At 63.8% G+C, this 22901-nt stretch carries 16 protein-coding genes, 2 other RNA genes and 2 pseudogenes; 13 read left to right on the top strand and 7 right to left on the bottom strand.

What is annotated here, in order from left to right:
• Positions 1-41: 41 nt before the first annotated feature.
• The 5 genes from NMB96_RS01230 to NMB96_RS01210 all read left to right on the top strand — a co-directional run bounded on the left by NMB96_RS01230 (position 42) and on the right by NMB96_RS01210 (position 6119).
• Positions 42-2516 (top strand): calcium-binding protein, encoded by a 2475-nt coding sequence (locus NMB96_RS01230; protein ID WP_255085993.1) that lies wholly within the window; start codon positions 42-44, stop codon positions 2514-2516.
• A 186-nt stretch (positions 2517-2702) separates the two neighbouring features.
• A complete protein-coding gene (gene rsgA, locus NMB96_RS01225) occupies positions 2703-3794 on the top strand; it encodes a ribosome small subunit-dependent GTPase A (RefSeq protein ID WP_255085992.1) in 1092 nt (363 codons plus the stop codon).
• 1 nt (position 3795) lies between these two features.
• Complete coding sequence (locus NMB96_RS01220; RefSeq protein WP_255085990.1) at positions 3796-5058, top strand: flavohemoglobin expression-modulating QEGLA motif protein; 1263 nt, start codon at positions 3796-3798, stop codon at positions 5056-5058.
• A gap of 122 nt (positions 5059-5180) precedes the next feature.
• A non-coding RNA gene (locus NMB96_RS01215) (sX9 sRNA) lies at positions 5181-5264 on the top strand.
• Positions 5265-5438: 174 nt separating this feature from the next.
• On the top strand, positions 5439-6119 hold the full coding sequence (locus NMB96_RS01210) for a type 1 glutamine amidotransferase domain-containing protein (RefSeq protein ID WP_023905072.1): 681 nt from the start codon (positions 5439-5441) through the stop codon (positions 6117-6119).
• Between the two features lie 64 nt (positions 6120-6183).
• Here the strand turns inward: NMB96_RS01210 and NMB96_RS01205 are convergent.
• From NMB96_RS01205 to NMB96_RS01195, 3 genes are all read right to left on the bottom strand, one after another.
• A non-coding RNA gene (locus tag NMB96_RS01205) (sX9 sRNA) lies at positions 6184-6260 on the bottom strand.
• Between the two features lie 331 nt (positions 6261-6591).
• Positions 6592-8511 carry an alpha-amylase family protein gene (locus NMB96_RS01200; RefSeq protein WP_255085987.1) on the bottom strand — a complete coding sequence of 640 codons (1920 nt, stop codon included), beginning with the start codon at positions 8509-8511 and terminating at the stop codon, positions 6592-6594.
• Positions 8512-8545: 34 nt separating this feature from the next.
• The gene (locus tag NMB96_RS01195) at positions 8546-10999 is read right to left on the bottom strand and encodes a TonB-dependent receptor (RefSeq protein ID WP_255085986.1); all 2454 of its coding nucleotides are present in this window, start codon (positions 10997-10999) and stop codon (positions 8546-8548) included.
• 267 nt (positions 11000-11266) lie between these two features.
• Here NMB96_RS01195 and NMB96_RS01190 point away from each other — a divergent pair, with 267 nt between their 5' ends.
• Entirely contained in the window at positions 11267-12586 is a 1320-nt protein-coding gene (locus NMB96_RS01190; protein ID WP_255085985.1) for an MFS transporter, read from the top strand.
• Positions 12587-12659: 73 nt separating this feature from the next.
• Here NMB96_RS01190 and NMB96_RS01185 read toward each other — a convergent pair whose 3' ends face one another.
• From NMB96_RS01185 to NMB96_RS01170, 4 genes are all read right to left on the bottom strand, one after another.
• Entirely contained in the window at positions 12660-13691 is a 1032-nt protein-coding gene (locus NMB96_RS01185; RefSeq protein ID WP_255085983.1) for a LacI family DNA-binding transcriptional regulator, read from the bottom strand.
• Between the two features lie 238 nt (positions 13692-13929).
• On the bottom strand, positions 13930-14670 hold the full coding sequence (gene phbB / locus NMB96_RS01180) for an acetoacetyl-CoA reductase (protein WP_023905067.1): 741 nt from the start codon (positions 14668-14670) through the stop codon (positions 13930-13932).
• 173 nt (positions 14671-14843) lie between these two features.
• Complete coding sequence (locus NMB96_RS01175; protein WP_023905066.1) at positions 14844-16172, bottom strand: CitMHS family transporter; 1329 nt, start codon at positions 16170-16172, stop codon at positions 14844-14846.
• A 114-nt stretch (positions 16173-16286) separates the two neighbouring features.
• A complete protein-coding gene (locus NMB96_RS01170) occupies positions 16287-17480 on the bottom strand; it encodes an OprO/OprP family phosphate-selective porin (RefSeq protein WP_255085982.1) in 1194 nt (397 codons plus the stop codon).
• A 255-nt stretch (positions 17481-17735) separates the two neighbouring features.
• Between NMB96_RS01170 and NMB96_RS01165 the strand changes: the two genes are divergently transcribed.
• From NMB96_RS01165 to NMB96_RS01135, 7 genes and pseudogenes are all read left to right on the top strand, one after another.
• Complete coding sequence (locus NMB96_RS01165; RefSeq protein ID WP_104549768.1) at positions 17736-18437, top strand: response regulator; 702 nt, start codon at positions 17736-17738, stop codon at positions 18435-18437.
• The gene (locus tag NMB96_RS01160; RefSeq protein ID WP_023905063.1) at positions 18430-19815 is read left to right on the top strand and encodes a sensor histidine kinase; all 1386 of its coding nucleotides are present in this window, start codon (positions 18430-18432) and stop codon (positions 19813-19815) included. The genes NMB96_RS01165 and NMB96_RS01160 overlap by 8 nt, the downstream gene beginning before the upstream one ends.
• Complete coding sequence (locus tag NMB96_RS01155) at positions 19815-20864, top strand: ABC transporter substrate-binding protein (protein ID WP_183086659.1); 1050 nt, start codon at positions 19815-19817, stop codon at positions 20862-20864. Before NMB96_RS01160 ends, NMB96_RS01155 begins: the two co-directional genes overlap by 1 nt.
• 226 nt (positions 20865-21090) lie before the next feature.
• A pseudogene (locus NMB96_RS01150) lies at positions 21091-21450 on the top strand (glycoside hydrolase family 19 protein); the annotation flags it as partial.
• Positions 21450-21941: a hypothetical protein gene (locus NMB96_RS01145; RefSeq protein ID WP_183086660.1), complete on the top strand. Its 492-nt coding sequence runs from the start codon at positions 21450-21452 to the stop codon at positions 21939-21941. The pseudogene NMB96_RS01150 and the gene NMB96_RS01145, both read left to right, overlap by 1 nt.
• A pseudogene (locus NMB96_RS01140) lies at positions 21938-22359 on the top strand (phage tail protein). Before NMB96_RS01145 ends, NMB96_RS01140 begins: the two are co-directional and overlap by 4 nt.
• Positions 22347-22796: a phage virion morphogenesis protein gene (locus tag NMB96_RS01135; protein WP_023905062.1), complete on the top strand. Its 450-nt coding sequence runs from the start codon at positions 22347-22349 to the stop codon at positions 22794-22796. Before NMB96_RS01140 ends, NMB96_RS01135 begins: the two are co-directional and overlap by 13 nt.
• Positions 22797-22901 lie beyond the last annotated feature (105 nt).

Here is a 22901-nt window from a genome sequence, read left to right as displayed (position 1 = left end):
CGGCAAAAAAATCGAGGATCTGAGCGCCGTCAGCCTGGTCGATGTGGTTAGGCTCATCCTCCGATGCCGTTGATCAGACCATCCTTAACGGTGGCCTGGGTGATGACACCTTGTCAGGCTATGGAGGGGACGATGTTCTCCAGGGTGGTATCGGTGCTGATACGCTCTACGGCAATGAGGGTAATGACACGCTCGATGGTGGGGATCAGAACGATCGTCTCTATGGTGGCGTCGGTAGCGACGTGCTGCTTGGTGGCATCGGTAACGATGGTTTGTCTGGTGACGAGGGCGATGACATCCTGGACGGCGGTGCTGGCAATGACGCACTCGACGGCGGTTCTGGCAACGACACATATCGCTTTGGTCGTGGGTCTGGAGGTGACTCCATTACCAACTATGATTGGACCGCAGGCAAACGCGATGCGATCGTCATGGGTGAAGGCATTTCTACCGGAGACGTTTCGGTGGCACGGGACGGCGATAGCTTGGTGCTGAGCATCAAGGGCACCTCGGACAGTGTCCGAGTCAATAGCTATTTTTATGCTGATGCGACCTACGGCTATCAAGTGGAAGATGTTCGTTTTGCCGACGGCACGACCTGGGATATCGCCGCAATCAAGGCGCTGGTTCAGGTGGCAACGGATGGCAACGATGCCCTGACCGGCTATGCCACTGCCGATACGCTTAACGGTGGCCTGGGTGATGACACCTTGTCAGGCTATGGAGGGGACGATGTTCTCCAGGGTGGTATCGGTGCTGATGCGCTCTACGGAAACGAAGGGAATGACACGCTCGATGGCGGGGATCAGAACGATCGTCTCTATGGTGGCGTCGGCGGCGACGTGCTGCTTGGCGGCATCGGTAACGATGGTTTGTATGGTGATGAGGGCGATGACATCCTGGATGGGGGTGCTGGCAATGACACACTCGACGGCGGCAATGGCAACGACGTGTACCGCTTTGGTCGTGGGTCTGGAAGTGACTCCATTACCAACTATGATTGGACCGCAGGCAAGCGCGATGCGATCATTCTGGGTGACGGCATCTCTGTGGGGGATGTGGCAGTCGCACGGGACGGCGATACGTTGGTGCTGAGCATCAAGGGCACGTCGGACAATATGCGGGTGAATAGTTATTTCTACGCCGATGCGACCTACGGCTACCAGGTGGAAGAGGTCCGCTTTACCGACGGCACAACCTGGGATATCGCTGCAATCAAGGCGCTGGTCCAGGTGGCCACAGACGGCAACGATGCACTGATCGGCTATGCCATTGCAGATACGCTCAACGGCGGTCTGGGTGATGACACCTTGTCAGGCTATGGAGGGGACGATGTTCTCCAGGGCGGGATCGGTGCCGATACGCTCTACGGAAACGAGGGCAATGACACGCTCGATGGTGGGGATCAGAACGATCGTCTCTATGGTGGTGTCGGCAGCGATGTGCTGCTTGGCGGCGTCGGTAACGATGGTTTGTCTGGTGATGAGGGCGATGACATCCTGGACGGCGGTGCTGGCAATGACACACTCGACGGCGGCTATGGCAACGATGTGTACCGCTTCGGTCGTGGGTCTGGAGGTGACTCCATTACCAACTACGATTGGACCGCAGGCAAGCGCGATGCGATCGTTCTGGGTGATGGCATCTCTGTGGGGGATGTGGCAGTCGCACGGGACGGCGATACGATGGTGCTGAGCATCAAGGGCACCTCGGATAGCGTCCGGGTCAATAGCTACTTCTATGCCGATGCGACCTACGGCTATCAGGTGGAAGAGGTCCGCTTTGCCGACGGCACGACCAGGGATATCGCCGCAATCAAGGCGCTGGTCCAGGTGGCCACAGACGGCAACGATGCACTGATCGGCTATGCCATTGCAGATACGCTCAACGGCGGTCTGGGTGATGACACCTTGTCAGGCTATGGGGGGGACGATGTTCTCCAGGGCGGGATCGGTGCCGACACGCTCTACGGCAATGAGGGTAATGACTCGCTCGATGGTGGCGACCAGAACGACCGTCTCTATGGTGGCGTCGGTAACGATGTGCTGCTTGGCGGCGTCGGTAACGATGGTTTGTCTGGTGATGAGGGTGATGACATCCTGGACGGCGGTGCTGGCAATGACACACTCGACGGCGGCTACGACAACGACGTGTACCGCTTCGGTCGTGGGTCTGGTAGCGATCGTATTTCTAGCTACGACTATTCGTCTAGCGGCGACAAGGTCATCTTTGGCGACGGAGTCGCGATTGATCAGATCTGGTTGGCGCGGACTGGTAATGACCTCGTGCTTTCAATTGCCGGGACGAATGACCAGCTATCTATCGCAAACTGGTTCTACGATTCCGGCTATCAGGTGGATCAGTTGCAGGTAGCCGACGGGAAGGTTCTTGACGCAAGCGAAGTAGCTAACTTGGTAGCGGCAATGTCTAGTTACAACATGCCCGTTGGTGGACAGACGACACTAAGTTCGCCAGAGTATGAAAAGCTGATCCCCGTGATCGCAGCTAGCTGGTAATTAAAAAAGCCCCGCTCACGCGGGGCTTTTTTTGACCACCTGAGGCCACTAAGAATGTTGTGGCATTCCACCGTGCTGGAGCATGAGGGGCTTTTTTTGTTTGCCTCTACAGGCTTGCCGCGCAGACCGACATTAGTATCGGGGTAGGTTGGGTAGCGCTGCCGGGATTCAGACTAGAATTCCCCCATGAACACGCCTTCCCCCGATTACCCCACACTCCAATCCATCGGCTGGCCCTGGCCTGGCCCTGCCGAGGACCCGTCCTGGCAGGCGGTCTTTGCCGCGCATCCGCAGGCGATGCCGGCGCGGGTGGTGGAGCAGCATCGCACCGGCTATGTGGTGGCCGATACGCCGGAGGCCAGTCTCAAGGCGGAGTCGTTGCCGGAGTGGCAGCGGCCGCAGTTTCCCAGCCATGAGCGGGCGGCGGTGGGCGATTGGGTGCTGATGGACGGCAAGCGCATCGTGGCCTTGCTGCCGCGGCGCACCTCGATCAAGCGCGGGGCAGCCGGTGAGCATTACCACCAGCAGGTGATCGCGGCCAACATCGATACGGTGTTCATCGTGTGCGGGCTGGATGCGGATTTTAATCCGCGCCGCATCGAGCGCTATCTGCTGCTGGTCGGCGGCGGCGGTGCCGAGCCGGTGGTGGTGCTGACCAAGGCCGATCAGACCGAATACGCTGAGGATGCGTTGGCGGTGCTGGAGGAACTGGAAGCGCAGAACATCGCGTTGCGCGCGGTCAATGCCAAGGATCCTGAGAGCGTGGCTGCGCTGCGGCCGTGGCTGGGCGATGGCCGCACCGCCGTGCTGGTGGGCTCGTCGGGCGCCGGCAAGTCGACGCTGACCAATACCTTGCTCGGCACGGAACGAATGAAGACCAATGCAGTGCGCGAGAACGATTCGCGCGGCCGGCATACCACCACGCATCGCGCGTTGATTCCGTTGCCGTCCGGTGCCTGCCTGATCGATACGCCCGGCATGCGCGAGCTCAAGCCCACCGGCGAGGAAGACCTGGCCGAAGGCGGCTTTTCCGATGTGGAGACGCTGGCCGCGCAATGCCGCTTCAACGATTGCGCGCATATCGCCGAGCCCGGCTGCGCGGTGCGTGCGGCGATCGAGGCCGATACGCTGGATCCGGAGCGGGTGGCCAACTACATGAAGCTGCGCGTGGAAGTGGCCGCTGCGGCCGAAAAACTCGCCACGCGCCTGGCGCAGAACAACCGGGGCAAGGGATCGGGCCGGCGGCCTGCCAGCGTCGATCGCACCGGGCGCCGCTGAAATGCCGCTGCGCAAGGCGCCGCCGGACATCGTCCATCACGCGGCGCTGGATGTGCGCCTGGTCAAGGCGGTGCGCGGCGTGCGTCTGTTGGCCCTGGCCAGCTGGCCGCGTTCGCTGCAGGAGCCGTTTCTGCAGAGCGTGGCGCGTGGTCAGCCGGAACTGCCGCAGGTGGAGTATCCGGTACTGGATTTCGGCGATACCCGACGCGAATTGGCGGCGATTGCCAAGGCCGCCGATCCGCATCATCCGCTGGGCGCGTATCTGATCGATTCGGCGCACAGCTGGGGCCTGGCGGCCGGCCTGCTGGAATCGCTGGGCACCACCGCGGTCAGCGACTACTCGGCGCAGTTGTTCGGTGTGCCCGACGACCCGATGCCGGGCAACGGCCCGACCACGCGCGAGGCGGCGCGGCATTTCATCCAGATTGCGCAGGAACTGGACCGCGAACTGCTGGCGCCCGAAGAACAGGTGCCGGTCTCGGCAACCGCCTTGCGCATGCAGTTGCAGAACGATCTGGATGCGTTCTTCGAAGGCCGCGTCATCACGGTCACGCTGGACCCGGATCTGCTCGCCAAGGCGGCGGCCGGTGCGCACCGCATCCGCTTGCGCAGCGGTGCGACGTTCAGCGATTACGACCGCGCGCAGTTGTTCCACCACGAAGCGCTGGTGCATTCGCTGACCGCACTCAATGGCCGCGCGCAGGTGCATCTGCCCAGCCTGGGCATCTCTTCGCCGCGCACCACGGCCACCCAGGAAGGGCTGGCCACGTTCGCCGAGCAGATCACCGGTAGCATCGATATCGAGCGCATGAAGCGCATCAGCCTGCGGATCGAGGCGATTGCGATGGCGCGCTCGGGTGCGGACTTTATCGAAGTGTTCCGCTATTTCACCAGCAGCGGGCAGAGCGCAACCGAAAGTTTTTCCTCGGCGCAACGCGTGTTCCGCGGGGTGCCCACCGCAGGCGGCGGCGCCTTCACCAAGGACACCGTCTACCTGCGTGGCCTTGTCGCAGTGCACACGTTCTTCCGGCATTCCTTGCAACGCGATCAGCTGCAGCTGTGCCGGTACCTGTTTGCCGGCAAGATGGCGCTGGGCGATGTGGCGCGCTTTGCGCCCTTGTTCGACAGCGGCGTGTTGGTTGCACCGCGCTGGCTGCCGCCTTGGGTGAGCCGGGTCAGCGGGCTGGCCGGCATGCTGGCGTTCTCGTTATTCGCCAATCGCATCCGCATGGATCAGCTGCAGCCGCCAGCGATGAATGTCTGAGCGCCGTTACGACAGGGTGCGAACACTTGCCGGGTAGGTGCGAACACGCACCGCGATTTAGCGCAGCTGAAACAACCACTGCGTTCACCGTCAGGCGGTCGCGGCCAATGCTCGGAATCGGCATAGCCACTCGTACACCCCGGTTCCTCCGTGCCGTCCGCACCACCTGACGACTGCTCGCTACGTGCGAGCTCATGTTGTTAGCCGCTCTTGGTAGTCGCGCGTCCCTTGCGGATGTAGCGGGCCTCGCGATTGTGTGGCCCGCTGCAAGTGGCGCTGAACCGTATGCATCGTGCCGACGCGTTCTACACGATGTTGCAACGGGCTGATCCACACACTGGTCGCCTCGCCCGAGATGGGCAACGACACGAGGCAATGCGATGAAAATCCTGATGGTGCTCACCTCCCACGACCAACTCGGCGATACCGGCAAGAAAACCGGCTTCTGGCTGGAAGAATTTGCATCGCCCTATTACGTATTTAAGGACGCTGGCGCCGATATCACCCTGGTCTCGCCCAAGGGCGGCCAGCCGCCGCTGGATCCCAAGAGCGATGAGCCCGACGCACAGACCGATGCCACCAAGCGCTTCAAGCAGGATGCCGACGCGCAGCAGGCATTGGCCAGCACGCATCGTCTGGCGGACGTCAAGGCCGAGGACTTCGATGCAGTGTTCTATCCGGGCGGCCACGGACCGTTGTGGGATCTGGCCGAAGACGCGCAGTCGATCGCCTTGATCGAAGCCTTCGCAGTTGCCGACAAACCGCATGCCCTGGTCTGCCACGCGCCGGGCGTGCTGCGTCGGGTCAAGGGCAGCGATGGCAAACCGCTGGTCAATGGCCGCCGCGTCACCGGCTTTACCAATGGCGAGGAAGAGGGCGTTGGCCTGACCAAGATCGTGCCGTTCCTGGTCGAAGACGTGCTGACCGAACTCGGCGGACGTTACGAGAAGGGCGCCGACTGGGGTGTCCATGTGGTGACCGATGGCACGCTGGTGACCGGGCAGAATCCTGCCTCCTCCGAAAAGGCCGCCGAGACCTTGCTCGAGCTGTTGAAGCGCTGATTTTGCGGTTGTCGTGTGGTCGTGCATCGACCGACGGAGGAAGCCGCGCTTTTTGATTTGGAGCGGCTGACAAAAACGTAGCGATTAGTCGTCAGGTGGGTGCGGACGGGGCGAAGGAGCTGGCATGTACGAGTTGTACATGCCGATGCCGAGCACCGGCCGCACCCGACTGACGGTGAGAGCAGTAGTTTTGTAACTGCTCTTTGTCGTGCGTTTCAGAATGCCGCAGCATCCGAAAGCTCAACGCAATCCAGTCCTCGCAACCAAGCGCACCGACCATCTCGACTGGCCCTTGCCCGCCCACCGTCGCGGGACCTTACGCGGCATGGATGCCGCGTAAGAGCCTACACGGACGTACTTGCGGCGTGTCCTGCGACGGTGGGCGGGCAAGGGCCCTGCAGTCAAGCCGCAGATCGTCTGCTCTGGCAGATCATCTTGCTCTGAAGTGCGATTCAGAACTGCCCCATACCGTTCAGGCACTACGCTCCAACCAGCGCACCGCATAAGCCGGCAGCACCAGCCGCATGTCATCGCTCAGCGATTCGACCGATGCGTCGCTATCATCAGCCAGCAACGTCCATCGGCCATCCCCGATCGCAGCAAGCTCCACCGTCAGCGGCTGATCGCCGAAGTTGTGCACGGCCAAGAAGTCATCGCCACGCGTCAACGCAAACAGTCGCGGATCGCCCAGCGCCACGCTGCCCAACGCCTGATCGGCTGCCAAAGCAGAAAGCGCAGCACGTTGCCGGATCAACCCACGCAACCGGCGATACACCTTGCCGCTCAAGCTATCCGCAGTCTCACGTTGAGCAGCAAGCTGCCAATCCATCGCCGGACGATGCAACCAGCGTCCTTCGTGCTGACGGAGCGGGTCGCCTCGATAACTGATGTCGTTGGGCAAGGCGAGTTCATCGCCCATATAGATCAACGGTACGCCCGGCATCGCCAGCGCGATCGCGTAAAGCAGTACCAACCGATCCACCGCAGTGTCCAACGCCACCATATCGCCCGCATCCTGCGCCGCCTGAATGCCCGCAAGCGCAGCGGCCATGCCATTGGTGCCGTGCACGCCGTCGCCACTGCTCTGGAAGCTCTCGCCGCGCGCGTAACTGCCCGGCACATCGTTGGCATAGAAGCGCGCGACATCGCGTAACGCAAACGGCGGCTGCGCGGCATTGCCGGCCGCTTCATGCTGCAGCACGTTCCAGCCGATATCGTCGTGGCAGCGCACATAGCTCAGCCACGCGCAGTTGTGCGGCAACGGCGGGCTATGCGCTATGACGGTATGCAGAATGTCGCCGCGTTGCAGCGCCAAGGCCGACCAGCCGGCCGCCATCAGCGTGCTGTGATACGCGAGATGGCACTCGTGTCCCTGATCCGCACCTGTGCCGAAATACGGCGGCAGCTGCGTCATCGGCACGATGGCTTCGGCCTTCATCACCACCGAGGGCGCCACGATATCGGTAACCGCGCGCAGCGCCACCAGCAAGGTGTGCGCCTCGGGCTGATTCATGCAATCGGTGCCGGTGCGCTTCCACAAATACGCCGTGGAATCCAGCCGAAATGCTTCCACGCCCAGATTGGCCAGCTGCAGCATCGCCAGCGCCATCTCGCCGAACACCGCCGGGTTGCTCCAGTTCAAATCCCATTGATAGGGATAGAAGGTGGTCCACATCCACTGCGCGGTGTCGTCCACCCAGGTGAAGTTGCCGGGTGCGGTGTGCGGAAAGACCTGCCCTAGCGTGGTTTCGTACTGATCGGGTAGCGCGCGGTCTGCAAAGTGATGGTAGTAATCGAGATAGCGTGCGTCGCCCGCACGCGCCGCCTGTGCCCAGGCGTGATCGTCGGCGGTATGGTTGAGCACGAAATCCGCGCACAGACTGATGCCGGCTTCGCGCAGGCGCGTGGTGAGTGCGATGAGATCGTCGTTGTTGCCCAGGCTTGGTTCGACCTGGCCGTAATCGCTGACCGCAAAGCCGCCATCGTTATCGCCTGCGCGCGCACGCAGGAACGGCAGCAAGTGCAGATAGCGCACGCCCAGTTCCTGCAGATACGGCACGCGTTCGGCCACGCCTTGCAGCGTGCCGGCGAAGCGGTCCACGTAGGCGCTGTAGCCCAGCATGTGTTGTTGGCCAAACCAGCCGGGCTGACGCGTTGTGTCCAGCTGTTGCAGTGGCTGCGGGCGCTGTTGCGCAGTGTTGCCGAGCGCGCTCAACCACTGCGTCAACCACGACGCATAGTCTGGGCGTTGCCCATACAGCGCTTGCAGCGCGTCGAGCAGACGCGACGCATGCTGATCGAAGCGCGGCAACAGTGCATTCGCACGCTGCGCATCCAACGGCGCAGCAAAGGCTGCGCGCACTACAGTGAAATCGATGGGGGAGGTGCTCATTGGCAAGCGCCGGGAAGAATCCGGCGAGGGGTCCTTAGAAGTCGTAGCGCAAGCTGATGCTGGTGGTGCGGCCGGCGATCGAACGCGCGCGGATGATGCCGTTGGCGGGGATGGTGGCTTCCTCGGCTTCGGTCAGGCCAAACGTGTTGAACAGGTTGTTGACGTTGAGCGCCACAGTGAGCGCATCGGTCACGCGGTAATCGCCGAACAGGTTCACCTGGGTATAGCCGGGCATCTTCAGCTGGTTGGAATCCTGGGTGTAGGCATCGGTGGTGCCGATCAGGTTCACGCCGAACTGATAGCCGTCGCCGCGGTAGCTCGGGGTGAGCTGCCACACAACATCGGCCTGGCGGCGCGGCACATTGCCGGTGTTTTCCGGGGTGATCTGGTCCCTGGAGATTTCCGCATCGGTCCAGGTCAGGCCACCGTTGACGGTAAATCCTTCGTAGCGGTAGCTGGCTTCCAGCTCCACGCCGTGCGCCTTGTAGCTGCGGTTGAAGAAGCGCTGGCTGGTGACTTCGAAGTTCTGTTCCTGGGTGCGTGCGGAGAACGCGGTCGCAAACAGGCTCAGCCCGTCGCGGCGCCACTTCAAACCGGCTTCGGTCTGGCGGACCACGTTGACGCCCTCGTCGGAAGACACCGAGCCGTCGTCGCGGATCACGCCGAACAACAGGCGGTCGGCATTGGCGCGTGCACCGCGGCTGATGCGCGCGAACGCGCCCAGGTCGTCGTTGATCAGATAATTGCTGCCCAACGAATACGACAGGTAATTCCAGTCGTAATCCACCGGCCGCGCGTTGGCGGTATCGACCGTGGCCACGCGTTGTTCTACCGGCTGGATCACGCCATCGCCGTTGACGTCCAGGTTCTGTGCGATCGCGGTACCGGAATAGCTGCCGCGTGCATCGCCCATGTCGTAACGCAGGCTCCCGTCGACGCTGAGCTTGCCGCTGTCGAAGGTGAGCGCCACGTAGGGTGCGTTCACGTCGTAGCGCACGTCGTAGCTGCGGGTGTTGCAGCAATCGCCCCAGAACGGCACGCCGTAGGCGTACAAACCGTTTTGCGAGCGCGACACGCCGCCGGCATCGACCACGTTGAGCAGGCGCGAGTCGCGGCCCAGGGTCTGCACGTAGGAGTTCCAGGTCCAGTCCATGTCGATGGTCTGGCGCGAACTGTAATAGCCCATGCGCAGGGTGAGCGTGCGGTCATCGCCGTCGAACGCGCGCGAGACGCTGAGGTCGTTGGTGACGTTGCCCAGGTCGTTGATCGCCACGTTGAACAGATGCGTGCGGATTGCGTTGCCTGTGTAAGCCTGGCCGGCGTCTGGGCCGCTGGCCTGCACCAGTTGCGCGCCAGCGCCGCCGATGGACGAGGCGAGCGAAGCGGCATCGGTGACTTCGGCTGGGAACGGGCTGACGAAGCGGCCGCTGTTGTCGGCGATGCGGAATTTCTCGCTCAGGTTCCAGCCGTTGCCCAGGTCGAACCAGGCTTCGGCGCCTAGCGTGCGCGAGACCGGGTGCATGCCGTCGCCCACGTCGGTGCGGCGCGGCTGGTTGTTGCCGTCCAGGCCCACATCGCTGCGGAAATTGCGGCTGTACAAGGTGTCATTGCCGGGGTCGAAGCCGGCGAAACCGCCCAGGTCCGGCGAGCCGTCGCGGCCGCGCACGGAGGTGGGCACCGGCAGATAGCCGGCGGCGCGGTCGTTGAGGTATTTGCCGTACACACGCACGTAGCCGTTCTCGAACAGGCGGGTGAGGTTGGCCTTGAGCTGGCCGCCCTTTTCAGTGGTGTAACCGGCGTCGCGCACGCCATCGCCCTGGCGGAAGAAGCCGCCGATATTGAACTGCCAATGCTCGGCAAACGGCGCGCCGTAATTGAAGTCCACGCGCGTGCTGTCGTAATCCACGCCGCGGCTCACACCGACGCTGCCGCCTGCGGTGTCGCCGGTCTTGCTGATGAAGTTAATGATGCCGCCGGGCGCGTTACTGGTGAACGTCGATGCCGAACCGCCGCGGATCGCTTCGATGCGGTCCATCGTGAAATCCGAACGCAGGAAGATATCCGAGTTGCCGAAGGCGATATCGCCGAACTCCATCACCGGCAAACCGTCTTCCTGCAATTGCAGGAACTTGGCGCCGCCCGAAGCGACGGGGAGGCCGCGCACGGCGATATTGGCGTTGCCTTCGCCACCGCTGGATTCGGAGCGGATGCCTGGAATGTTGCGGAAAATTTCAGCAGTGCTGCGCGGCGCCGATTGCTCGATCGCCTCGGCCCCCACGGTGCTGACCGACACGCTCGATTTCAACTTGGTGGTGGCAGTGGAGGTGCCGGTGACGAACACCGAATCCAGATTGACCGCGGCGCTGTCGGCAGCCGGCGGGGTGGTGGTTGCGCTGGTGGCGTCCTGCGCCAGCGCGGCAGGCACGCACAGGCAGGAGGCGACCGCGCAGGCCAGGGCATGCAGGCGAAGGGTGTGCAAAGTGGACATCGCGGTTCTCTCTCTCACGGATGGTGGTGTGCCGATATCTGCATCGTCCCCTCCCAGGGAGTGGCCGTGTGGCCTGCAGTGCGAGCGCAGTAATACGCTGCAATACAATCGATTGCAATCCTGCATTGCAGCAATCCAATGCATGCCGGAAAGACGCAATCTTCAAAGCGGAAGCGTGTTGCATCGCAGCGTTACAATCGATTGCATAAGCGTCAGCGTACAGTGCGCTGCGGCCACCGATCGCCGCACCCAAGCTCAGGATCTTGTATGTCGTCGAACGCTCCACCGCTTTCCTTCCTGCGCATCCTGGCGCTCAACGCCGGCTTTTTTGGCGTGCAGTACAGCTTCGGGTTGCAGCAGAGCAATATGAGCCCGATCTACAACTATCTGGGTGCCGACCACGCCAGCCTGCCGTACCTGTGGCTGGCCGGGCCGATCACCGGGCTGGTGCTGCAGCCGTTCGTGGGCGCGTGGAGCGACCGCTCGGTGACCCGCTGGGGCCGGCGCATGCCGTACATGGTGCTGGGCGCGCTGGTGTGCAGCCTGTGCCTGCTGGCGATGCCGTTCAGTACCGCGTTGTGGATGGCGGTGTGCCTGCTGTGGATCCTGGATGCGGCCAACAACGTGGCGATGGAGCCGTACCGTGCTCTGGTCAGCGATGTGCTGGCGCCGCCGCAGCGGCCGCTTGGCTATCTCACGCAAAGCGCATTCACCGGTCTTGCGCAGACGCTGGCCTATCTCACCCCACCGTTACTGGTGTGGCTGGGCATGAATCAGGACGCCGCCAATGCGCACCATATTCCCTACGTCACCATCGCTGCGTTCGTGATTGGCGCGGGATTTTCTGCCGCCTCGATCCTGCTCACCGCGCGCAGCGTGCGCGAGCCGGCGATTGCGCCGGCCGAGATTGCCCGCATGCGCCAGAGCGGTGCAGGGTTGGGCGCGACGGTGCGCGAAATCTACGGTGCCTTGCGTGCGATGCCGCCCACCATGCGCCAGCTCGCACCGGTGATGCTGTTCCAGTGGTACGGGATTTTTTGCTACTGGCAATACATCGTGCTGTCGTTGTCCACCACGTTGTTCGGCACCACCGAAGCCAACTCGCACGGCTTCCGTGAGGCGGGGTTGGTCAACGGGCAGATCGGTGGCTTCTACAATTTCATCGCCTTTCTGGCGGCGTTTGCGATGGTGCCGGTGGTGCGCCGCTTCGGCCCGAAATACACGCATGCGGCCTGTCTGGTCGCGGCCGGGATCGGCATGTGGGTGTTGCCGGGCATCCAGGACCGCTGGCTGATGCTGCTGCCGATGATCGGCATTGGCCTGGCCTGGGCCAGCATGATGGGCAACCCGTATCTGATGCTGGCCGACAGCATTCCGCCCGAGCGCACCGGCGTGTATATGGGCCTGTTCAATCTGTTCATCGTGCTGCCGATGCTGATCCAGATCGTCACCTTGCCGCTGTATTACGAGCGGCTGTTGCACGGTGACCCGCGCAACGTGATCCGTCTTGCCGGCGCGCTGATGTTGGCTGCAGCGGTGGCGATGTTGTGCGTGCGGCTACGCAAGCCGCGTGCTGCAGTGGTGTAGCGGTGGTTGCAGTCGTCAGCGAATACGTCGGGATAGCTGACGACCTGCGAATTCCCAATCCCCAATCCCCGCTTCAAGCCGACTCGCGCACCACCAGCTTCACCGCCATTTCCACCGACTCCACTGATTCGCCGGCGATCAGTGCCAATAGCCGATCCACCAACAGCCGCGCCGCAAGCCCCAAGTCTTGCCGCACCGTGGTCAGTGGCGGCTGGCTATAGGCGGCAAGCGGGATGTCGTCGAAGCCCACCAGCGAAATGTCCTGCGGCACACGATGGCCGGCTTCGACCAGGGCGCGAATCGCACCGACTGCGATCACATCGGAGGCCGCGAACAGCCCGTCCGGTGGGTCGGTCTTCTTGAGCATCGCGCGGGTGAGGCGGTAGGCGTCTTCGCTGAGGAAGTGGCTGCGTGCATGCAGCCGTGTATCGAACTCCAGCCCATGCTGCTCAAGTGCATGCCGATACCCGGCAAAGCGCGGTGCGACCTCGGGCAGTTGGTCGTCGCCCAGAAAGGCGATGCGGCGACGGCCGCTGGCGATCAGATGCTCGGTGGCAAGCGCGCCGCCCTGAAAGTTGTCGCTGCCCACGCTGGTGTACGACTGCCCTTCGATCTTGCTGCCCCACACCGCCATCGGCAGACCGTCGCGCGCGGCGGCATCGAGCGCATCGTGTTCGGAGCTTTGCCCGAGCACGATCACGCCATCGGAGCGGCTGCCGCGTGCGAGTTGTTCCACCCATCCATCCTGATGCCGATCCAGCTTGGACAGCAGCATGCTGTAGCCGCGTCCGGTGAGTTCTTCGGCCAGCAACGCCAGCATGGTCATCATGAAGGGATCGGATAACGGCTGATCGAGCGCATGCATCATCGGCACTGCCACGCTCACGGTGTTGGAGCGTTTGGCGCGCAGGCTGCGTGCGATCGGATCGACCTGATAGCCGGCATCGGCGGCAATCTGCTTGATGTAGGCGCGTGTGCGCTCGGCCACCACCGGGCTGCCGGCGAGTGCGCGCGACACGGTGGATTCGGACACGCCCGCCATGCGGGCAATGTCGGCCATCTGCGGGCGGGCGCCCGGCGTTGCGCGTTCTGAAGGTTTGACCATGACAACGTGCTGCGGAAAACCAGAGTGTAATCAGTTCGCGCAGCAGGCGGGTTACTCATCGCAGTGGCGGTTGCTTGCAGGGGATGACCCGCTGCAAGTACGCACATCGGTGCAAGCGCACACCCTGCAGCGTGTGCTTGCCACTCGCCAGGCATGACGCTTCACAGTGGCCGACAAAACGTAGCGTTCACCGGCCGCGCCCGCCTGGCGGTGAGCGCAGTAGTTTTGATGGCCGCGCTTAACCCATGTAGAGGCCGCCGTTGACGGCATAGTCCGCACCGGTCACGTAGGCGGCCTCATCGGAAGCCAGCCATGCGCACAAACCTGCAACTTCTGCAGGTTTGCCGAGCCTGCGCACCGGCACCGAGGTGGCCAGGCGGTCGAGTACGTCGGGCGGAAAGCTGCTGATCGAGGCACTGGCGATATAGCCCGGCGAAATGGTGTTGACGGTGACGCCGCGCGATGCAACCTCTTGCGCCAACGCACGACTGAAGCCATGCATCGCCGCCTTGGCGGTGGCGAAATTGATCTGCCCGATCTGGCCCTTGTGCGCGCTGACCGAGCCGATATTGACGATGCGTCCCCAGCCTCGCGACGTCATGCCATCGACCACCTGTTTGGTGATGTTGAACAACGAGTGCAGATTGCTGGCGATCACCGCGTTCCAGTCGTCGCGCGTCATCTGCCGGAACAAGGTGTCGCGGCTACCGCCGGCGTTGTTGACCAGCACATCGATCTCGCCGACCTCGGCCTTTACCTTGGCGAACGCAGCCACGGTGGAATCCCAATCGGCGGCATTGCCCTCGGAGGCAACGAACTCGAAGCCTTGCTCGCGCTGCTCACGCAACCACGAGGTCTTGCGCGGCGAATTGGGTCCGCAACCGGCGACCACGGTATGCCCGCTGCGCGCCAGCTTCTGGCAGATCGCGGTGCCCACACTGCCCATGCCGCTGGTGACGTATGCGATGCGAAGTGTCATTGGTGTAACTCCTTCGGAGTTTGGGAATGGGGAATCGGGAGTGGGGAATCGGTAGAGCAGGAGCCGCGCTTGCGGTGTCTGTCTGTTGTCCATGTGGAAGTCAGGAATCGACACGACAGCACAGCGCCGCCCTTACGATTCCCCATTCCCGATTCCCCATTCCCGGCGGGCGATCAGCGCGCCAACGGAAACAAGCCAAACAACAATCCGCCCGCCAACATCAGCATCGAAATCAGCACCGCCCACTTCAGCGTGAAGCGTTGATGGTCGGCAAAGTCGACCTTGGCCAGGCCGACCAGCAGATAGGTCGAGGGCACCAGGGGGCTGAGCAGATGCACCGGCTGGCCGGCGAGCGAGGCGCGGGCCATTTCCACCGGGGTGATGCCGTAGTGGCCGGCCGCTTCGGACAGGATCGGCAGCACGCCGAAGTAGAACGCGTCGTTGGACATGAAGAACGTAAACGGCATGCTGACGATCGCGGTGATCACCGCCAGATATGGCCCCCAGCTGTCGGGGATCACCGCCAGGAAGCTGCGCGACATCGCCTCGACCATGCCGGTGTTGGACAGGATGCCGGTGAAGATGCCGGCGGCAAAAATCAGCGACACCACCGACAGCACATTGCCGGCGTGATTGACCAGGCGGCGGCGCTGCTCGGCCAGGTTGGGGTAGTTGATCATCAGCGCCAGCGCAAAGCCGATCATGAACAGCACCGGCATCGGCAGCACGCCGACCACCAGTGCGGCCATCAGCACCAGGGTCAGGATCAGGTTCACCCACAGCAGCTTGGGCCGCTTCATGTCCTCGGTGTCTTCCACGCGCGGCAATGCGTCGTTTTCCTCGGGCAGGCTGGTGTCCAGCCAGTTGCCGTCGGCCGGCAAACGCACCACGCCCAGGCGGCGACGCTCGCGCATGCCCAACAGCCAGGCCAGCGCGATGATGCCGGCGATCGCCATCGCCATCGCCGGTACCAGCGGCACGAACACATCGGCCGGATCCACATGCAAGGCGGTAGCGGCGCGTGCAGTGGGGCCGCCCCACGGGGTCAGATTCATCACACCGCTGGCCAGGATGGTCACGCAGGTGAGATTGAGTGCGTTCATGCCCAGGCGCTGATACAGCGGCAGCATCGCCGACACGGTGATCATGTAGGTGGTGGAGCCATCGCCATCGAGCGAGATCAGCATCGCCAGGATCGCCGTGCCCATCACGATCTTCAATGGATCACCCTTGACCAGGCGCAGGATGCGCCCGACCAACGGATCGAACAGGCCGGCATCGATCATCACCCCAAAGTAGAGGATGGCGAACATCAGCATCACGCCGGTGGGCGCGATCTTCTTGATGCCGTCGAGCATCATCTCGTTGATGCCGGTGCCGAAGCCGCCCAGCAACGCGAACACGATCGGTACCGTGATCAGAGCCACCAGCGGCGACAACCGCTTGCTCATGATCAGGTACATGAAGGTGATCACCATTCCGAAACCGAGCGCGGTCAGCATGCGGGAAAATCCTTTGAGACGTGCAACAGGGAGAGGGTGGAGCCTGCGCATGCAGCGCGGAAGCGATGACGCGTTTGTACTTGCTGGAAACCCGGCGCGGTCACGAACGACACATCAGAAGTCGTACTGAAAACGGCCGGTCACCGCCAGCGTGTGGTCGACCACCGCATCGAACATGCGGTCGCGGTTGCGGCTGTCGATCACGTTGAGCATCACGCGCAGGTTCGGCTTGAAATACCAGTTGCCGCCCAGCGTCCACGACTGCGTGCTGGCATCGATGAAGTTGGGTTGGCCATCCATATGTTGGTCGCCGCGCATGTAGTCGTAGCGCAAGGCCAGCTCGAACGCGCCGGATGGGCGATTGGGCGTCTTGATGCGGCTGAAACGCCCGGTCTTGCGGTCGTAGCCGCGCGACTCGCCGGTGACGAACCAGCTGACCAACCCGTAACTGGCCAACACCTTGGCATGCTGCCCGCCGTCGTCGAGCAGGCCGCCGCTGAATTCGCTCTGCCACGACCACGGGCCCAGCACTTCGGCGTATTCCAGCGACCACTTGTCGAAGTCGGTATCGCGGCCATCGGCAAAGCGCGCCAGCGTGATGCGGCTGTTGTTGGCCAGATCGTTTTCCGGACGTGGACGGATCAGCAACGGCGCTGCACCGCCGCTGCCCGGATGCGAATAGCGCTCGTGCGCCAGCGACACGCCCAGGTGGCGCAGCCGCGCCTCGCCCATCTCCGGTGCGAAGGTCAGGCGGGTGCCGAGCGCACCGCCCTTGGTGGACGAATTGTCGATACTTTCCAGGCTGTAGGCCGCCGTTGACCAGGTCGCATCGGGGCGATTGGCCTGCCACGAAATCGCCTTGCGATAGATCGGCGCCAGCGTGGTCGAGGCATAGCCGCGTTCCAGAAACGGGCCGTAGTTGGAACCGGTGCGATCGTCCAGCGAAAAGTATTGCTTGAACTGGCCCACGGTCAGCGTGCCGGCGGAAAACTTCTTGGCGATATACACATCGCGCGCCAGGATGCCGCGGCTGCCGGATTCGTATTGCAGGCCGGCAAATTCCGCTTCGGCCTTGTAGTTGAAGCCGTAGAACTTGCCCGCCACATCCAGCCACACGCGGCGGAACTGGGTGTCGTTGCGCTCGGGCGTGCCGCGTTCGTCGTTGTCGAACATGGTGAAGTCCCAGTGCACGCGCCCACCCACCTCGGCGGTGACCGGACCGTCGCCATCGGCCGCGCGGGCAGCCGGTGCCAGGCAGATCGCGGCGCAGGCGGTGAAGACGCGCAGACGCAAGGTGTCGTTGCTCACAGACCCTCCCAGGTACATGTGTGAATCACGTTCAGCGATGCACCGCACAACCACTCTGCGGCGCGTTGGCAGCAGCCTAGTCCGGCGAAGCTGTCATGGACCTGTCGTTGGGGAGGGGATTGGGGAGTCGGGATTGGGGATTGGCAAAACCTGAATCGCAACAGCGGCAAGCTTTTGTTTGCGCGGCCTGTTACCTTCCGGCCGCGGCCAAGCGCCGTTACGACTCCCCAATCCCGACTCCCCAATCCCCGCCCAATGCGCCTGCTGCTAGTCGAAGACAACGCCGACCTCGCCGATGCCATCGTGCGGCGCATGCGCCGTAGCGGGCATGCGGTGGATTGGCAGGCCGATGGCCTGGCGGCGGCGAGTGTGTTGCGCTATCAGAGTTTCGATCTGGTGGTGCTGGATATCGGCTTGCCCAAGCTCGATGGGCTGCGGGTGCTGGCCGGTATGCGCGAGCGCGGCGATACCACACCGGTGCTGATGCTCACCGCGCGCGATGGCATCGAAGACCGCGTGCAGGCGCTGGATGTCGGCGCGGACGATTACCTGGGCAAGCCGTTCGACTTCCGCGAGTTCGAAGCGCGCTGTCGCGTGCTGCTGCGGCGCAATCGCGGCCAGGCCAGCGAGGTGGTGCAGATCGGCGGTTTCGTGTTCGATAACGCCGCGCACACGCTACTGCTGGACGGCGTGCCGATCGAATTACCGAATCGCGAATACCGGCTGTTCGAAATCCTGATCGGACGCTTGGGTCAGGTGGTGGGCAAGGACGAGATCGGCAACGGCTTGTTCGGTTTCGACGACGATGCCGGGCCCAATGCGATCGAGCTGTATGTCGGCCGCCTGCGTCGCAAGTTGGCGGGGGCGCCGCTGCGCATCGTCACCGTGCGTGGCGCCGGCTACAAACTCGAAGAAGCCGACCCGCACGCGCCGGTGGAGCCGGGCGTCGATGGCTGAGCCGCTGACGGTGGCGCCGTCGATCCGGCGCACCTTGCTGCTGTATCTGGGCAGCCTGTCGCTGCTTGGCGCGGTGGTGCTGTTCTTCGCCGCGCGCGATTACGGCGAGCGTGCGGCCAATCGCTCCTACGACCATCTGCTGGTGTCCTCGGCACTGTCGATCATCGACAGCGTGGCGCTGGTCGGCGGCGACTGGCAGGTGGATCTGCCGTATGCCTCGCTGGATCTGCTTGGCATGGCGCCGGAAGACCGCGTGTTCTATCGCGTGTTCGATGCGCAAGGCCGCACCATTACCGGCGAAGAGAATTTGCCGCTGCCGCCACGCCCGCCCAGCGACGAGCGCCCGCTGTTGTTCGATGCCGACTACAGCGGCGAGCCGGTGCGCTTTGCGGTGGTGATGCATCGGGTGGCATCGGCGTCCGGGCAGGGCGAAGTGCGCGTGCAGGTGGGCCAGACCCGGCGCGCGCGCGATGCGCTGGCGCGCGATGTGGTGCTCAATGCCTTGGTGGCGATCGGCGTGTTGTCGCTGCTCGCCCTGGGCCTGGTGTGGCTGGGCGTGTACCGCGCGTTGCGTCCGTTGCAGCGCATCGAGCGCGATCTGTCGCGGCGCGAGCCCTCCGACCTGAAACCGCTGAGCGTGCCCGCACCGCAGGAAATGCAGTTGATGGTGACCGCGCTCAATCGCTTCATGGCGCGGCTGTCATCCAGCAACGAAACCCTGCGCGCGTTCATGGCCGAAGCCGCGCACCAGATGCGCACACCCCTGGCTGCCTTGCGCGCGCAGGCGCAGCTGGCGATGGACGAGGACGACCCGCGCGAGATGCAACGCAGCCTGGTGGCGATCGAGCGCAATGCCAGCCATATGAGCCGGCTACTCAATCAATTGCTCAGCGACGCCAGCGTGATCCATCGTGCCAATCTGCAGCGCTTTGCCACGGTGGATCTGGCCGAGGTCTTGCACCAGGCCTTGCACGAAGCGCTACCGCGTAGCGACAGTGCGCCGCGCGTGCACCTGGCGATCGACCCGCAACCGGCGCTGTTGCATGGCGATGCCTTGCTGTTGCGCGAGGCGCTCAAGAACCTGATCGACAACGCCTGCAAGTACGGTGGCGGCGCGCCATTGCAGGTGGCGCTTACCAGCGATGGCAGCCATCACGTCATCACCATCGCCGATCACGGCCCCGGCATTCCAGCAGCCGAAGCCGAGCGCGTGTTCGAACGTTTCGCGCGCGGGCCGGATGCGCCGGCCGGCGGTGCGGGGCTGGGGCTGGCGATCGTCAAACGCGTGGTCGAGGCGCATGGCGGGCGCATCGATCTGGCCAACCGCGTCGGCGGCGGGCTGATCGCCTCGTTGCATTTTCCTGGAGGGACGCGCTGATGCGTGTGCTGTTGCTGATGGTGGTATTGCTGGCACATGGCATCGCCTGCGCCGCGCCCGGCGATGTACGGCGGTTTCCTGCGCAGGGTCCGGCGCAGGCGCAATTGCGCGTGCAGGGCTCCACCGATCTGGAAGTGTTCGGCGCGGTCATCCAGGACTACCAGCGCCTGCATCCGGGCACCGAGGTGATCTACGAAGACGTGATCGCCTGGGACATCTATGCGCGCTATCTGCATCCAGGCAAGGCCACGCCTGCTGCGGACATGCTGATCAGCGCCAGCATGGATCTGCAGACCAAGCTGGTGAACGACGGTCACGCGCTCGCGCACCGCTCCGCACAGACCGAAGCGCTGCCGGCGTGGGCGCAGTGGCGGCACGAGGTGTTCGGCATCAGCTACGAGCCGGTGGCCATTGTCTACAACACCCGCAAGCTGGCGGCCGCACGCGTGCCGCGCACGCGCAGACAGCTGCTGGCCCTGTTGCGCGCGCCCGATGCGCCGCTACGCGGCCGGGTGGGCACCTACGATGTGGAGCGCAGCGGCGTGGGCTATCTGTTCGCCACCCAGGACGGGCAGGTCGGCAGCATCGCCGGGGCGCTGCTGGCCGCGTTGGGCGCGAACCAGGTCAGGCTGGAAGAACGCACCGGCACCTTGCTCGACCGCGTCAGCCGCGGCGAGCTCCTGCTGGCCTACAACGTGCTGGGCTCGTACGCGCAGACGCGCATCGATGCCGGCGCGCCGCTGGGTATCGTGCAGCCGCAGGACTACACGCTGGTGGCGCTGCGCACTGCAGTGATCCCCAAGACCGCGCCGCATGCGCCCGAGGCGCGCAGATTCCTCGACTATCTGCTCTCGCCACGTGGCCAGCAGGTGCTCTCGCGCGAGGCGCGGCTGATGCCGATCCTGCCGGCCGCCGGTGGCCGTGGCGGTTCGGCGCAACCGCCGTTCCGGCCGATCCCGTTGGGCCCTGGTCTGCTGGTGTATCTGGACAAACTCAAACGCCGGCAGTTTCTGGACGCCTGGCGCGCCAGCACGCAGCCGCCGCGCTGAGCGGTCGCGGGGCGAGCCGGTCCGTATTCCATGGTGGAAACGCGCATTGAACGGGCCGCTTGATCGCGGCGAGATGGAGCAGCGCATGCGCGCCATGGAGGCGTCCGAGGGATGCATTGTCTGCGCGTCTGCCATCCGAGACGCGTGTGCGGAGTCCAGTGCATCGAGCGCACGCACTGGAAGATTGGGTGCCCCAGCAGCTGCAGCTGCTCAGAGTGCGGTCAACAGCTTCGTCTACGCCGACCGACTGGGCAACGGCAACGCCGCCAGCGGCGACGGTCACCGCTACCGGGGCCGTGGCCCGATGCAGCACACATTCCGTGGCAACTACCGCCGCATCGGCGTGCTAATCGGCTTGCCGGTAGAAGATCAGCCGGATCTGCTGCTGCAGGTTGAGCCAAGCGCACTGGGAGCGGCGGCGTACTGGCATGACAATGGCCTCAATGTGCTGGTCCATGCAGGCGATGTGCTCGGCCTGGGCCGCAAGATCAACCTGGGCAACGTGCGCGCCAGGCGCTTGCCCGAAGGCCACAGCGATCGGGTCACGCGCACGCAGCGCGCCCTGCAGATCTTGGGCGTGAGCTGATGGTCACGCGCCTGATCATCCTGCTGGCGCTGATTGCAGTGCTCGTCGGTGGCTGCGTGTGGCAGGAGCAGCGTGTCAGCACCGCACAACGCGAACGCAAGCAAGCGCTAGACGCAAAAGCTGCAGCCATCGCCGAACGCGACAGTGCAAGGGCTTCCACAAAAACCGTTGTGACGCAGTACGTCGACCGCGTGCAGATCGTGCGCGAGGCCGGCGCCACCATCACCCGCGAGATCCCGATCTATGTCACCCAGAAAGCAGACGCTGCTTGCGCTATCCCTGCTGGCTTTGTGCGGCTGCACGACGCCGCCGCCACGGGCAACCCTGCCGGGCCGTCCACCGGAGATCCTGATGCGCCGGCCGCCGGCATTACGCTCTCTGGCATTGCCGGTACCGTCGCCGACAACTACACCAGCTGCCACGCTACCGCCGCGCAGCTGAGCGCGCTGCAAGACGGGATCGATCTGCACGCACCGGAGTCGGCGCCATGATCAAGCCCGCCGGCCTGCGCGCGCTTCTGGTCGCGGCATTGCCGGATCTGGCCCGCGATGCCGACCGGCTGCTGGTATTCATCGACGCCGGCAGTCTGGTCAGTACGTTCCAGCCGGGGCTGTCGTTCGAGTATCAGTACACGCTCAATCTGATCTTGACCGACTACGCCGGCTACCCGGATAGCGTGATGCTGCCGCTGCTGGAATGGGTGCAGGTCAATCAGTCCGAGCTGCTGTCCAATCCCGCACGCCGTGGCGACATCGCCTTCGAGGCTGACATCCTCGCCAACGATGCCGTGGATCTGTCGATCAAGTTGCCGCTGACTGAACGTGTCTTTGTGACCGCGAAGGATGGGGGGGCGGCTACGACATGACGCATGCGCCTGAGCCCGTGATCGATCCCACATGGATGAGCTGACCGCGCTGGAGAACTGGGCCGCGCCGTTGCTGGCTCGCCTGCAGCCCGGTGAACGCCGCACGCTGGCCCGCAAAATCGGAACGGAACTGAGGCGCTCGCAAAGCCAGCGCGTTGGTAAGCAGCAAGCGCCCGATGGCTCACCCTACGCGCCGCGCAAGCAGCAGCTGCGGCAGAAGTCCGGACGCATCAAACGCGCGAAGATGTTTGCCAAGCTGCGGCAGGCCAAGTTCTTCAAGGTGAGTGCAAGCCCCAACGCAGTGAGCGTTGGATTCGTGGGGCGCGTGTCGCGCATTGCCCGGGTGCATCAAGAAGGGCTGGCTGAGCGAGTGCGGCCCGGCGGCCCCAGGGCCCGTTATGAAGAACGCGTGCTACTAGGCCTTTCCGCTGAGGACCGACGCATCGTACGCAATCAGCTCCTGAATCACTTCGGTGAGTGAAGCAGCCAAGTCAGAAGCATGACAGTCCGTGCGAGATACGCGAGCAAAGATGACCATGCTCACACTAGAAGCGTCGGGTTTTTGACGCAGTAATGGAATGCGGGT

This window comes from Xanthomonas hortorum, assembly GCF_024339125.1.
Lineage (GTDB): Bacteria > Pseudomonadota > Gammaproteobacteria > Xanthomonadales > Xanthomonadaceae > Xanthomonas > Xanthomonas hortorum.
This window is presented reverse-complemented; position numbering and strand designations above follow the sequence as displayed.

Bases quoted from the DNA above. Each gene is read 5' to 3' on its own strand.
- NMB96_RS01185 (WP_255085983.1), bottom strand. From the start codon at position 13,691: ATGGTCAAACCTTCAGAACGCGCAACGCCGGGCGCCCGCCCGCAGATG.
- rsgA (WP_255085992.1), top strand. From the start codon at position 2,703: ATGAACACGCCTTCCCCCGATTACCCCACACTCCAATCCATCGGCTGG.
- NMB96_RS01165 (WP_104549768.1), top strand. From the start codon at position 17,736: ATGCGCCTGCTGCTAGTCGAAGACAACGCCGACCTCGCCGATGCCATC.
- NMB96_RS01220 (WP_255085990.1), top strand. From the start codon at position 3,796: ATGCCGCTGCGCAAGGCGCCGCCGGACATCGTCCATCACGCGGCGCTG.
- NMB96_RS01135 (WP_023905062.1), top strand. From the start codon at position 22,347: ATGGATGAGCTGACCGCGCTGGAGAACTGGGCCGCGCCGTTGCTGGCT.
- NMB96_RS01210 (WP_023905072.1), top strand. From the start codon at position 5,439: ATGAAAATCCTGATGGTGCTCACCTCCCACGACCAACTCGGCGATACC.
- NMB96_RS01230 (WP_255085993.1), top strand. From the start codon at position 42: ATGTGGTTAGGCTCATCCTCCGATGCCGTTGATCAGACCATCCTTAAC.
- NMB96_RS01160 (WP_023905063.1), top strand. From the start codon at position 18,430: ATGGCTGAGCCGCTGACGGTGGCGCCGTCGATCCGGCGCACCTTGCTG.
- NMB96_RS01195 (WP_255085986.1), bottom strand. From the start codon at position 10,999: ATGTCCACTTTGCACACCCTTCGCCTGCATGCCCTGGCCTGCGCGGTC.
- NMB96_RS01190 (WP_255085985.1), top strand. From the start codon at position 11,267: ATGTCGTCGAACGCTCCACCGCTTTCCTTCCTGCGCATCCTGGCGCTC.
- NMB96_RS01145 (WP_183086660.1), top strand. From the start codon at position 21,450: ATGGTCACGCGCCTGATCATCCTGCTGGCGCTGATTGCAGTGCTCGTC.
- NMB96_RS01155 (WP_183086659.1), top strand. From the start codon at position 19,815: ATGCGTGTGCTGTTGCTGATGGTGGTATTGCTGGCACATGGCATCGCC.
- phbB (WP_023905067.1), bottom strand. From the start codon at position 14,670: ATGACACTTCGCATCGCATACGTCACCAGCGGCATGGGCAGTGTGGGC.
- NMB96_RS01200 (WP_255085987.1), bottom strand. From the start codon at position 8,511: ATGAGCACCTCCCCCATCGATTTCACTGTAGTGCGCGCAGCCTTTGCT.
- NMB96_RS01175 (WP_023905066.1), bottom strand. From the start codon at position 16,172: ATGCTGACCGCGCTCGGTTTCGGAATGGTGATCACCTTCATGTACCTG.